This is a genomic window from Microcella pacifica (genome assembly GCF_009371975.2).
Classification (GTDB): domain Bacteria; phylum Actinomycetota; class Actinomycetes; order Actinomycetales; family Microbacteriaceae; genus Microcella; species Microcella pacifica.
Genome location: NZ_VIKT02000008.1, coordinates 108,660 through 120,964 on the forward strand (window position 1 = coordinate 108,660; position 12,305 = coordinate 120,964).

Sequence of the window (12,305 nt, forward strand, 5' to 3'; positions counted from 1 at the left end):
GTCTAGGCGGGCACTGGGAAGGCGTAGGCGATGTCGAGGTCGTGCTCGCCCTCCGGCAGGCCGAGCACCAGGGCGATCACCTCACGCACGGCCGCGTCGAGTTCGTCGAAGTCGGCGCCGAAGGTGTGCGCACTGGGCAGGTCGCGAACCTGAGCGATGAGTTGCCCGGCGTCGCGTTCCACGTCAACGATCCACGTCGTCATCGCAGCCACCCCTTTCCGAGCACCGGCTCCAGGTCTCGTTCGATCGCTCTCAGCGTGCCCTTCGGCACGTCGCCGCCATGGTACGGCACCGTGGTGCGTGCGACCAGGCCTCCGAGCGCGACCTCGAATAGCCGGTGCGAACCGCGTTGCCTGACGAGCGTGCCGCCACGCGCCTTGATTCTCTTCTCGACTTCTCGCGCACGCACATGGGCGAGTGTGACGCCCGCACGGTCACGCCAGCTCGCGTGCCCTCGACCCGTTGACGTCGACGCTGGTAGGACCGGTGTGGAGGACGCGTCAGCAGCGGCGCAGGTCGCGGGCGGAGTTGCTGACGACCGCTGTGCCACCGAAGACGGTGATGGTCGACGGGCTCAGATCGAGGATGTGGTTGACGACGCCCGGCTCGACGCACTTCGTTTGCGTTATGTACATGGGCCCACCCGAGATGCCAGCCAACACTCCCCCGGCGAGGGCGTCGGGGAAGTTCTGGCCGTATGTCAGGAACGCGTCGGGTGCCGAGTCGGGGTGCGCGAACTTGTTGATGAGCAGCGAGGTCGCGTAGCGGTTCGCACCGCCGTAGCGGGCTGTGCTCACGCCCGAAACGGCGTCGATGGCGTTCTTGACGCCGTTCGACACGACCGCCGTACCACCAGCGATGCGAGCGACAGTGGGTTCGAGCTTCGACGAGAGGAAGCTGCGCGTGGCTGAATCGATACCCGAGGCTGCGCCGTTCACGAGCAGGATCGGCACGCCAGCGGATGCGGCTGCGGCGCCCGCTGAGAGAGCGTCGGCATAGTTGGCACCGGTCGCCACCCACACCTGCTCATCTGTGGAGAAGAACCCCTTCGTGAGGCCACGCTGCGCGATGAGCCGTGACGTCTCGTAGCGGTTGGCGCCGCCGATACGGACGACCGAGTCGGCGTAGGACCGAAGAGCGCTCGCGACCGAGCTGCTGACGACGCTCGAGCCGCCCACGATCACGATCGTCTGCGGGTTGAGCCGGTTGAGTTCGGATCGCACGGATGAGGGAAGGGAACCCCGCTCAGTAAGCAGGAGCGGGCCGCCCTCAGCCGCGGCCGCGGGGCCGGCGCTGAGCGCGTCCGGGAAGTTGGCGCCGTTCGCGATGTAGACCACGGGAACGTTTGGCGAACCGGGATACGCACGAGCAGCAATGGCGTTCGCCGTGTCGTATCGGTTCGCTCCCGAGAGTCGCACACCATCCGCCACGAAGATGCTTCCGGTACTTGGGGAAGCCTGCGTCTGCGAGCCCCAGCTTGCGGTCGCCGACCATTCGAGGGTGCCCCGTAGTCCGTCGAGAGGCACCGACCAGTCGCCATTCGCACCGACGGTGGGCGACACCGTTGCGCCGCCATTGATGGACACCTCGACACCGTGCCGAGTCGAACCACCCGTGACCCGCCCGAGGAGGTTCGGAGTCGCGCTCGGGCTGAGGCGCACTGGCGACGATGCATTGCGATTCGTAGACGAGAACCCGATGAGCGGCTCCCAGTCGGGGTACACCTTCGTGACCTGCTCCCATGCCGAGTTTGCAGAGTACAGAGTGCTGAACACACCGACGTTCCCCTGAACATTGCATGAGGGGAACTGGTCAGGATCGGCATTAGAGGCCGCGGACGTGATGCCGACCGCGCGGCTCCCAACCACTGCTGGCCCACCGCTGTCGCCCTGCCGGACGCAAATCGCCGCCACGATCGCACCTACGCAGTACGCGCCGGGTGCCTCGCAGTTGGACCCGCCGACAGGAACAACTTGGTCAACGCCATCGCTGAATCCATATTGTGCCGCAGTTGCAGGAGTCAAGATCGCGCCGCATGTCCAACCCGTCGTCGAACCCGATTTGCACAAAGTCGCGCCAGATATGGCCGGCCCAGCGTCGCGAATGACCAACGGCGACGAAGCGAGAGGCGCGCCCGATGTTGAGTTGCCCCATGTAACGATCTCAGGCTTGCCGACCCAGACGTCATTGGTGACCTGAGTAGCGCCGAAGTCGTAGTACGTGATGACCGGGTCAAAGTCTGGCGCGCCAGTGTCGAATCCCGGGTTCGCATATTCGCCAGCGACGTGAAGGCCACCGTTGCCGATCTGGGTGGTGGCGCCTATAGTCCCGCCGGAGATGGTCGGGCGATTAATGGTGGCCGCTCTTCGCATCGAGCCCTCAATCGTCTCGCAATGGCCAGCCGACAGCATCTCCAGTTCGCTGTTGGAGGTATTGAGACCGACGAAACCGATAGAGCATCGAGAAGAGTCATACACGTAGGGCATGCCACCACGGAGGTCGGCGGCGGGCTCGAGACCCTCGATAGCCTCGGTCGCGCGCGCCGCCGGTGCAGAGCCGAACTCGACCCGGGCGCCGACGCTCTCCGCCACCCGGGCATCCGCATCGTTCTCGACGGTGACGACGAGGTCGTAGCCCTCCAAGCGGGCGTCGACCACGTCGATGACCTCGGTGAGGTCGGCCACCACATCGGCTGCCGCGTTGCCGGCTTCGCTCTGAGCGAGCCACTCGGCCCCGCTGAGACCCACATCGCGCGCGAGCGCCTGCTGCAGGCCCGCGGGCAGAGCAGCACCCTCCGCGGCGAAGTCGTCAGGCTTGACGTCGACCATGCGCGACGGCTCGTCGCCCACCGGGGTGACCGGCCGCTCGAGTGCTCGTACGGGCACGGCCGTCGGCTCTGCCGCGGACGCAGCCGTGACCGGGGCCGCCACCAGGGCGAGGAAGGCGAGGAGCGCGCCAGTGGTGGCGGCGCGGGGGCTACGCATCGACGATCTGCCTTCTGCTAGGAGCACGGCCGGTAGTTGTAGGCGTTCGAGGTGAGCACCGAGGTGCCCCCGACGAACGTGAGGCTCTCGACGCCCGAGAGCGTCAAGTGGCCGACGGCCGCTGCGGGAAGGCAGCTGCCGGGCGAGAGGTGCAACGGCGCGTTTTGCGCGCCCGCGACGGCAGCCGCCGCGAGTGCGTCTGGGAAGTTGACGCCGCTCGCGAGGTAGCCTGCGGTCGCCGTCGGGAAGGCGTAGTCGTTGATGCTCGCCGCCGTCTTGTAGCGGTCGGCTCCGCCGCGACGCACGAGAGACGTCACGTCGGTGCCCGACTTCAGAGAGTTCAGGTAGTTCGTCGAGATGACGGAGGTGCCACCGGCGGCGACGACCGTCGTGGCGCCCAGCTGATCGATCACACTGCGCGTGGCTGAGTCGGCCGAGTTCGAGCCCGGCGGCACGAGAAGAACGGGAACCCCGCGAGAGCCCGCGGCAGCGCTCGCCGCGAGAGCGTCGGGGAAGTTGCCGCCGCTGGCGACAAAGACCTCGTCGGCGCCATCAGGGAACGCGAGAAGCGCGAGCGCGCGGGCCGTCGCGTACCGGTCGTCGCCCGACACACGGGTGACGGTCGTAGCGAGCGCCTCCAAGGAGGCGACCACGGACCCGCTGATGACGCTCGGGCCGCCGACAACGATGATGTTCTCGGGCGCGAGCCGCACGATCTCGGCTCGCACCGAGTCCGGCAGGGAAGCTCGGTTGGTGAGCAGCAACGGCCCGCCGGCGACAGCCGCTGCGGGCGCCGCCGCGAGACCGTCGGCGAAGCCCGTGCCGACCGCGATGTAGACGGTCGAGACCGCGCTCGGGTCAGGGTAGGCCGACGCCGCAAGCGCGACAGAGGTGGAGTAACGGTCAGCCCCGGCGAGGCGCGACTTCGACACCGCGCTCGAGAGCTGCCCGGTCGGGTTGCCGAACCAGTCGGTGTAGAGGCGCCAGAAGTTGCGGTTGCCGTAGCTCGAGCAGCTGTCGCCCGTGCCGTACAGGTTGCTCATCGCGGCCGAGTTGGGCGTGTAGGGGGTGTAGTTGTACAGCCCGGCGGTCGCGGCGTTGCGAATGACCACCCGCTTCGTTCCGCAGGAGGTGTTGGGGTGGTACTGGATGTACTCCGTGCCGATCTGGTTGTTGTACCACGACGGGTTCAGGCGATAGCGCTGGAACTGCCAGGCCGCCGAATACAGCTGGGGCCCGATGCCGGCGTACTCCACGTTGCAAGGAGCAGTGTCGGGGCAGTCGTAACCGAGCGCGAAGTCGACGGCGCGCTGCGAGGGGGCAGTCGACGTCACCAGGCTCTGCTCCTTCTGCAGGGTGACGAGCAAGACCTGCGCCGCGATGCCGCACGCCTGCTGCACGCGGTAGATGATGCGCGAGACGCGCTCGTCGCTGCCGGAGGAGAAGGACCGGCACTGCTCGTTGGCGCTGCGGGCCGCCGTGTCTTGCCTCAAGATGTCCAGGCAGCGTGAGTTCTGACACGTGCCGCTCTTGGACGCGAGGAAGGACTGGATCTCAGACTCGGTCATGCCATTGCGATCGTAGAACTGCAGATCGCTGATGAGGTAGCCGGGGTCGAAGTCAGAGCGATCGGCCACGGAGTCGAAGGTGTTGCCGCTCTCCACCACCGCCCGATCGGGCGTCTCGTCGATGACAACCGGCTCGACGACAGGCTGAGCGTACGCGGGAGTCGCGGCGACGACGAGGCTGCCCAGCAGCGCCGCGGCCCCAATCGCGGCCACGGCACGCAACGAGCGCCTCCGCGCCTGCGGCGCGCTGGCCTCGAGAGAAATGGACCGCGACATGATGAAACCCCCCCCGCCCGCAGCCCCCTGCCGCGAGTCACAACAGTCACAACAGTAACTCGATTGCGGCACAAAAGGGAGGCCCTCACTCGGGGGCGTTCGTTAGACGAACCCGAGGAACGATCGCAGAGCATCCGCACTTCTCGCGCCGTCGTGGTGGGCGCGCACGAAACCCGGCCCGGTGGAGGCCCGCTCGGCAGCGCGAGCGGGGTCGGCGACGATGTCGCGCACGACCGACTCGAGCGTCGTCGCGGTGGCCTCGACAACCGGCAGCGCCTCCCCGCACTCGCGCTCGACGACGCCCCGCACCTGCTCGTCGACGTGACTGACGACGACCCGGCCCGCCGCCATCGCCTCGCACGCCGCGACCCCGTAGATGCCGAGGCGCAGCTGATCGACGACGATGTCGGCCTCGCCGTAGGCGGCCACCATCTCGTCATTGCTGAGGCCCGTGATCGAGCGGTAGTCGATGAGCCCTTCCGCGGCGAGGCCGTGCAGAACGGGGTCGATGAGGTCGGTGCCCTTCACGATCGTGCGGCTCGGAATGTGCACGACGAGCGGTCGCTCCCGGCCGGCGAACGGCGCCCGCTCCGTGGCCCACCGCTGCGGGTCCACGACGACCGGCAGCCATCGAGCCTCGGGCAGGTCGACGAGCAGGTCGGGCGTGGAGACGAACACCGGCAGGTCGACCTCCGCCACGAGAGCCGCATTCTCAGCGGTGACGCGCTCGAGCGCCGCCGTCTGGTCCCACCCGCCCGGCCCGAACGGCGACCATTCGGCGCGCGCCCGGTGGCGGGAGGGCGAGCGGATGTCGCTGCCGTGGAACAGCAGCGCTACGGCGATGCCCGCGCGGCCCAACTGCCGCAGCTCGCCGCGCACGTCGCGCCGGTGCGGGTCGCCGAAGAGCGGCGACGCCGACTCGAGCAGCACGTGCGTCGCCCCGTCGAGCACCGCCCGACGCTGCGCACGCTGCCACCGCCGCGACCAGCGGTACTCGCCGCGCGTGATGCTCTGGTCGGCGGGGAACTTCGCGAACCGGTTCATGTCGATCTGCATCGTGCGGGCGACGACGCCGTCGAGCCGCTCGGCGGCGCGCGCCCACGCCCAGCCCTGCCCCGCCGAGTTGGTGGGCGCCACGAGGAGGCGCACGGCCGCGTCGCGCGGCAGATCGATCGCCGGTGAAGGATGCGCGGGGTCGAAGCGCTGCGTCGGGTCGACCATGCGCGACACGAGAGCGCCGGGTGCCACGACCAGGGACGCCCGCAGCACGCTGCGCAGAGCATCCTTGCCCCGCTCCACGGGGCTTCGAGGGGGGCGCGGCACCTGCTCACGCTACCAGCGGGGCCCGCGCCGCCCGCGAGCGCACGAAGCGCGAACGGTAGGCTGGCACGCGCCCGCCGTACCGGCTCGGGCACCCGAGAACCGCAGGAGACCTCACCGCCCATGCCGACCGAGCGCGTCGCCCTGCTGGCTGTTCCCAGCGAGATTCTCAACGACCCGCGCGTGCGCCGCGAGATCGACTGGCTCACCGACGCCGGCTGGGTGGTCGACACCCTCGGCTTCGGCCCGCACCCCAGCCCCCAGGTGCGCACCCACTATGAGCTGCTGCCGCCGACCGTGTGGGAGTCGAGCCCGTGGCGGCAGCTCGTGCTGCACGGCCTCATGACGAACAGCGCCAAATTTCGCCGTATCATCCAGCAGCGCATCCCCACCGACGCAGCCGACGCGGTGCGCGCAGGTACCTACGACCTCATCGTCTTCAACGATCGTGAGCTGGCACCGTGGAGCCGCGACCGCGACGTCTTCGGCGGGCTCACCGCCACGCACCTCCACCTCGACATGCACGAGTACTTCACGCAGCGCATGCGCGAGCGCACGCCCTTCGGGCTGCTCGCGTGGAGCTGGCAGCGCTGGCTCACCCGCCGGCTCGGCGACCCGCAGTTCACCACGCGCTCGACCGTGTCGCAGCGCCTCGCCGACTACTACGAGCATGATCGCGGGATGCCCCGGCCCGCGGTCGTGCGCAACATCCCTGAGTACGTCGAGCAGGAGCCCCGGGCCGTCGACCCGCAGCGCATCCGCCTCATCTACCACGGCCTCGCCCACTGGGAGCGGGGCCTGCGCGATCTCATCGACACGATGGGGCTCGTCGACGACCGCTTCGAGCTCACGCTCATGCTCACCGGCGACGACGCGATGATCGACGAAGTGCGGCGCATCGCGGCGCCGCACGGCGACCGCATCGTGCTTCGGCCCGGCGTGCCGGTCAAGGAGATCGCGCGCACCATCAACGAGTACGACCTCGCGATGATGGTCTACCGGCCCGTGTCGCCCAATGTGCGCTACATGCTGCCCAACAAGCTCTTCGAAGCCGTGCAGGGGCGCATCGGGGTCGTCACGGGCCGTAACGAGGTCATGATCGCCGAGCACGAGCCCTACGGCTTCGGCGTCGTCGTCGAGCCGTGGGGCGCGCAGAAGACCGCGGAGCTGCTCAACGCGCTCACGGCGGAGAAGGTGCAGCAGCTCAAGGAGGCCGCGCACGCCGCCGCGCCCGTGCTGCACTCGGAGAACGAGAAGCAGAACCTGCTGCAAACGGTGGGGGCACGATGAAGTCGGCGTGGAGGGCCGCGATGGGCGTGCTGCGCATTCTGCCGCCGCAGGCCAAGCCGTTCCTCATCATCTACTCGGTGACGCTCGGCATGCTCGCGATCCTCGACGCCATCGCGGTCGCCCTGCTCGCCGTCGTCATCGGCCCGATCCTCTCCAACAGCCCCGTCGACCTTCCGATCATCGGCCAGGTCGACGATCAGGGGCTCATCCTGCTGCTCGGCCTCGTGTGCGTGCTGATCATGTCGAAGTCGGTCATCGCCGTCGTGCTGCTGTGGGGCGCCACCCGCCGCTTCGCGCGTTACGAGCTCGACCTCGGCAGCCGCCTGTTCGAGACCTACGTGGCCGCATCGTGGACGGAGCGCCTCAAGCGCAACTCGGCCGACCTCGTGCGGCTGACCGACAATAGCGTCGCCGTCGTCATCGCAGGCCTGCTGCTGCCGGGCGCCACCCTGCTCGGCGAGGCGATGAGCTTCGTCGCGGTGCTCGGCGTGCTCGCGATCGCCCAGCCGACCGTCGCGCTCATCTCACTGCTCTACCTGGGCTTCATCGGCGCGATGCTGTACTTCTGGGTCACCCGCCGCTCGCGCGAGGCGGGCGCCGTCACCCTGCGCTACTCGCTGCGCACCTCGCGCCTCATCACCGAGATGATCGGCGCGCTCAAGGAGATCACGCTGCGCGACCGTCTCGGCGCGATCGGCGACGTCGTGCGGGCGAACCGCTGGCACAGTGCGCGGGCCCGCGGCAACGCCGTCTTCCTCAAGGAGGTGCCGCGCTACGTGCTCGAGGCCGGCATCATCGGCGGCTTCCTGCTCGTCGGCGTCACCGGCTTCCTCACCGGCGGCACGACCGGGGCCATCACCGCAGTTGCTCTGTTCGGCCTCGCCGGCTTCCGCATCGCGCCCTCCATCGTGCGCTTCCAGTCGGTCGTGAACCAGGTGCAGATGGCGGCACCGCACGCCGAGCGCGTGCTCGACGAGATCGCCCGCAGCGAGCGCACCGCGGGCCGCGGCATCGACGAGCGCGACACCGCGACGCCCCCCGACCCCCCGCGCGAGATGGTGTTCGAGCGCGTCTCGTTCCGCTACTCCCCCGAGGCGGACGACGCCGTGCGCGAGGTCGGCCTCACCCTGCCGTTCGGGTCGGTCGCCGCCCTCGTCGGTGCCTCCGGCGCCGGCAAGTCGACGATGGTCGACCTCATGCTCGGGCTCCTGTCGCCGAGCGAGGGCACCGTGACGGTCGACGGCATCCCCCTCGATCAGGTGACCCGCTGGTGGCGCAGCCGCGTGGCCTACGTTCCCCAAGAGGTCTCGCTCTTCGACTCGACGGTCGCCCAGAACGTCGCGCTCACCTGGAGCGCCGACTTTGATCGGGAGCGCGTGCGCGAAGCCCTCGCGATGGCGCAGCTGCTCGACGTCATCGAGGAGCGCGAGGGCGGCATCGACGCGCCCATCGGCGAGCGCGGCCTCGCGCTCTCCGGCGGTCAACGTCAGCGGCTCGGCATCGCCCGCGCCCTCTACGCGCAGCCGCTCGTGCTCGTGCTCGACGAGGCGACGAGCGCGCTCGACACCCGCACCGAGGCCGCCGTGGCCGCCGCGATCGCCGAGCTGCGCGGCTCGACGACCGTCGTCTCCGTGGCCCACCGGCTCTCGACCGTCAAGAACGCCGACACCATCTTCTTCATGAGCGGCGGCCGCCTCGTGGGCGCGGGGCCCTTCGACGAGCTCGCCGCGACCGTGCCCGAGTTCGCCCAGCAGGTGAAGCTCGCCGGTCTCGGCGACGGCGAGCTGCGGTAGCGCCGACCCACCTAACAGGTTCTGAGCGACTCCACTCGGCCGCTCAGAGCGCTCGGGCCACCGACGAGGGTGAGCGAGCTCGACCCCTGTTCCAGCAGCAGAGCGCGAAGCTCGGGTCGCACGCACGTCGGCAGGCTCAGGTGCAGAGGGCCGCCGAGACTCACGGCGAGAGGCGCGGCGCCGAGGGCGTCGGGGAAGCTGAGGCCATTGGCGATGAGCGCGTTGTCGTTCGTGTCGAAGAAGAAGTCGTTGATGAGCTCACCGGTCTCGAAGCGGTCATCGCCACTGAAGCGGGTGACCTTGGCTAGGCCGTACTCCCTCTCCCATCGGTTCACCGCCAGAGCAGACACCGCGGAGTGGCCCCCTGCGACGTAGACGAGCGACGGCTCGTAGTCCTCCAGCGCATCCAGGGTCGTCTGGCTGAAGCTGCTCGCGTTTCCGTCGACCAGAAGGACGGGCATCCGTTCGGAGCCAGCGGCAGCCGCGGCCGACAGGGCATCCGCGAAGTTCGTGCCGGTCGCGATGACAATGCGGCTGCGCGGTGACCTCCACGCGCCGCTGTTGATGAGCTTGGCGGAGGTCTCGTAGCGGTCAGCGCCCGCGACGCGCGAGACCTCCCCGCCCCACGCATCGGCGATCTGCTGGATTCTGCGCTCGACCGAGCGCGAGATGACCGCCGTGCCACCGACAACGGTGATGATCTCTGGCTCAAGCCTGCGAAGCTCGGCCGCGGTCGCCGAAGGGAAGCTGTTCTTGGGGGTGAGCAGGAGTGGCGACTTGGTGCTTCCTGCCACGGGGGCAGCGCTGAGAGCGTCGGCGAACGACTCGCCGCTGGCGATGTAGAGCTGGAAGATCGGCCCGCCGGACGGCTTCATGGCCTTCGACACCGCCACGCTCGTGGCGTACCGGTCGGCACCGAACACTCTCTTCGTCTCGACATTCCACACCGGTGCCACCACCGCACCCACTGTCACCGTCTCGCCGGAGGTCAGCGTGAAGACCGTCGCCTCATCGGCACTCGCCACGGCGGGGTGGAATGTGCGCGCCACCGCGAGCGACCCCGTCGCCGACCGGGTCTCGACCACGTAGCGCCCGATCGGCAGGGAACCGAAGGTGAAGGCGCCGGAGCTCGCGGTACGAGTCTGCGCGACCGGAACCCAGTCACCGGACGAGTTTTCTCGGTACGCGATCACCGTGACGCGGTCGCGCGCGCTCGCCCCCGACGTCGTCTGCACGGAGCCGGTGAGGGCGGCAGTCGGCCGCAGTGTGATCGTGATGGGCGTGTAGGAGAAGGCGGAGCGCCACGGCACGACGCGCGGCTCGGCCAGGCGGGCGTCGACGACATCGTTCTCGTAGGTGGGCACGACGGCGTAGCCGCCAATGTCGCCGCCCGGAGCCTCGGCGCGCACATGGAAGTCGTAGCCCTCGTAGTTGTCGAAGCTGCGCACTTCGACCGTCCCGGCCGAGTTGGTGGTCCTCGCCCCTCCCGACCAGCCAGCGGCAACGCCGTGCTCGCTGTGACTGATGCGCACTGTCGCCGAGGGCACCGCCACGGGGCCAGAACCGTCGTCGAAGAGCACAGTGACCGCCAGCTTGACGTCCGCGGCTGCGGGCGAGACTGCACCCAGCGGAGCCAGGAGACAGGCGAGAGCGATGGCCGCCGCAGCGGGGAGAACAAGGGACCGGTGACCGGCACGACGACGAAGCATGAGACCCTCTCAGGGAGTTTTCTCGAAAGCTAATCGACGTATCTCGGCTTGTCCAATCGGGCTCGAGCGGGCCCTACTCAGCCGAGCAGGAACGGCCCCAGCACCTGTGCCGAGCGGCGCCCGTCGTGCACGGCGCGCACGAAGTCGGGGCCGAGAGCCGCCGTCGCCCTCGCCGCCTCACGGTCGTCGAGCAGGCCGCGCAGCACCGTCTCGAGCTCAGCGGCGCGGGCCTGCACGATCGGCAGCCGCTGGCTCGTTGCCGCCAGCACTGTCTCGCGCGAGAAGTCGGCGACGTGGCTCACGACGACGCGGCCCGCCGCCATCGCCTCGCACGCCGCGACCCCGTAGATGCCCATCGAGAACTGGTCGAGCACGATGTCGGCGTCGCGGTAGGCGGCGACCATGCCCTCGTGGGGCAGTTTCTCCAGCCGGCGGTAGTCGATGAGACCCTGCTCGTGCAGGCGATGCAGGGTGGGCTCCACGAGCTCGGAGCCCTTCATGGCGGCCCGAGAGGGTGCGTGCACGACGCGAGGCACGGCGCGCGACAGGGGCGCAGCATCCGTCGCCCATCGATCGACGTCGACGACGACCGGCAGCCACGTCGCCTGCGGAACGTCGCGCAGCAGGTCGGGAGTCGACACGAAGACGGGCAGGTCGAGCCGGTCGAGCAACGCGCGGTTGCGCTCGGTCAGCCGTTGATAGTGGGCGATCTGGTCGCCGAGCGCAGTGCGGAACGGCGAGTCGGCCTCGAGCTCGGCGTGCCGGCTCGGCAGGCGGATATCGCTGCCGTGGCACAGCATCGCCACGTGCAGACCGCGATCGAGCGCCCACTGCACCTGCTCGTCGACCGACTCCAGCAGCACGCCGCCGAAAGGCCAACGCTCCGCCTCGACGATGAGGTGGGTGAAGTCGCGTGCGACGACGGTGCGCTCGGCGCGCTGCCATCGGCCGGATGCCGCGTAGACACCGCGCGGCACCGGCGTATCGGCGGGGTGGCGGAACCCCGCTCGCAGCACCTCCACCATCGACACCGCGCCGACCCCCGGCAGGTGACGCTCGGCGGCGCGCGCCCACTGCCACGCCTGCCCGGCGAAGTTCGCGGGGGCGATGTAGAGACGCACGGGCGTCTCGGGGGCGCGGCTCGGCGCGGGAATGTCGGCGGGGCGGTAGCGGTACTCCCCCGGCAGCAGTCGGCCGACGAGCCCCTCCGGCAGGGCGCGGATCACGTGGCCCGCCAGACGCTTGAGGCGGCTCACGCGCGCGCCTCCCGCGCCGGGCGGGCGCGGCCGTGCGGCGTGGCGGCGGCCAGCTCGACGGCGTCGGCGGCGCGGCCCGCGACCGCGGCGAGTGACACACGCTTGCGCG

Annotated in this window: 9 protein-coding genes; 2 read left to right on the plus strand and 7 right to left on the minus strand. The window is 69.6% G+C overall.

The window, feature by feature from the left end; genetic code table 11:
• Positions 1-2 precede the first annotated feature (2 nt).
• The 5 genes from FK219_RS06485 to FK219_RS06505 form a co-directional block, all read right to left on the minus strand.
• Positions 3-203 (minus strand): hypothetical protein, encoded by a 201-nt coding sequence (locus FK219_RS06485; protein ID WP_152582448.1) that lies wholly within the window; start codon positions 201-203, stop codon positions 3-5.
• Complete coding sequence (locus FK219_RS14250) at positions 200-550, minus strand: type II toxin-antitoxin system HicA family toxin (RefSeq protein WP_407941887.1); 351 nt, start codon at positions 548-550, stop codon at positions 200-202. The genes FK219_RS06485 and FK219_RS14250 overlap by 4 nt, the downstream gene beginning before the upstream one ends.
• On the minus strand, positions 501-2,984 hold the full coding sequence (locus tag FK219_RS06495) for a cell wall-binding repeat-containing protein (RefSeq protein WP_152582450.1): 2,484 nt from the start codon (positions 2,982-2,984) through the stop codon (positions 501-503). The genes FK219_RS14250 and FK219_RS06495 overlap by 50 nt, the downstream gene beginning before the upstream one ends.
• A 17-nt stretch (positions 2,985-3,001) precedes the next feature.
• Positions 3,002-4,828, minus strand: coding sequence for a cell wall-binding repeat-containing protein (locus FK219_RS06500; protein ID WP_152582451.1), 1,827 nt, complete (start codon positions 4,826-4,828; stop codon positions 3,002-3,004).
• A 102-nt stretch (positions 4,829-4,930) separates the two neighbouring features.
• Positions 4,931-6,151, minus strand: coding sequence for a glycosyltransferase family protein (locus FK219_RS06505; RefSeq protein WP_152582452.1), 1,221 nt, complete (start codon positions 6,149-6,151; stop codon positions 4,931-4,933).
• A 120-nt stretch (positions 6,152-6,271) separates the two neighbouring features.
• Here FK219_RS06505 and FK219_RS06510 point away from each other — a divergent pair, with 120 nt between their 5' ends.
• Both FK219_RS06510 and FK219_RS06515 read left to right on the plus strand, forming a co-directional pair.
• Entirely contained in the window at positions 6,272-7,438 is a 1,167-nt protein-coding gene (locus tag FK219_RS06510; protein ID WP_152582453.1) for a glycosyltransferase, read from the plus strand.
• Positions 7,435-9,231 (plus strand): ABC transporter ATP-binding protein, encoded by a 1,797-nt coding sequence (locus FK219_RS06515; protein ID WP_152582454.1) that lies wholly within the window; start codon positions 7,435-7,437, stop codon positions 9,229-9,231. Before FK219_RS06510 ends, FK219_RS06515 begins: the two co-directional genes overlap by 4 nt.
• Positions 9,232-9,242: 11 nt before the next feature.
• Here FK219_RS06515 and FK219_RS13925 read toward each other — a convergent pair whose 3' ends face one another.
• Both FK219_RS13925 and FK219_RS06525 read right to left on the minus strand, forming a co-directional pair.
• Positions 9,243-10,811, minus strand: a complete 1,569-nt coding sequence (locus FK219_RS13925) for a cell wall-binding repeat-containing protein (RefSeq protein WP_210416785.1) — start codon at positions 10,809-10,811, stop codon at positions 9,243-9,245.
• A gap of 206 nt (positions 10,812-11,017) precedes the next feature.
• Positions 11,018-12,196 carry a glycosyltransferase gene (locus tag FK219_RS06525; RefSeq protein ID WP_152582456.1) on the minus strand — a complete coding sequence of 393 codons (1,179 nt, stop codon included), beginning with the start codon at positions 12,194-12,196 and terminating at the stop codon, positions 11,018-11,020.
• Between the last annotated feature and the right edge of the window lie 109 nt (positions 12,197-12,305).

What these genes read in the sequence shown, in the direction of transcription:
- FK219_RS06485 (WP_152582448.1), bottom strand. Translation starts at nt 203, where the DNA reads ATGACGACGTGGATCGTTGACGTGGAACGCGACGCCGGGCAACTCATC.
- FK219_RS06495 (WP_152582450.1), bottom strand. Translation starts at nt 2,984, where the DNA reads ATGCGTAGCCCCCGCGCCGCCACCACTGGCGCGCTCCTCGCCTTCCTC.
- FK219_RS06500 (WP_152582451.1), bottom strand. Translation starts at nt 4,828, where the DNA reads ATGTCGCGGTCCATTTCTCTCGAGGCCAGCGCGCCGCAGGCGCGGAGG.
- FK219_RS06510 (WP_152582453.1), top strand. Translation starts at nt 6,272, where the DNA reads ATGCCGACCGAGCGCGTCGCCCTGCTGGCTGTTCCCAGCGAGATTCTC.
- FK219_RS06515 (WP_152582454.1), top strand. Translation starts at nt 7,435, where the DNA reads ATGAAGTCGGCGTGGAGGGCCGCGATGGGCGTGCTGCGCATTCTGCCG.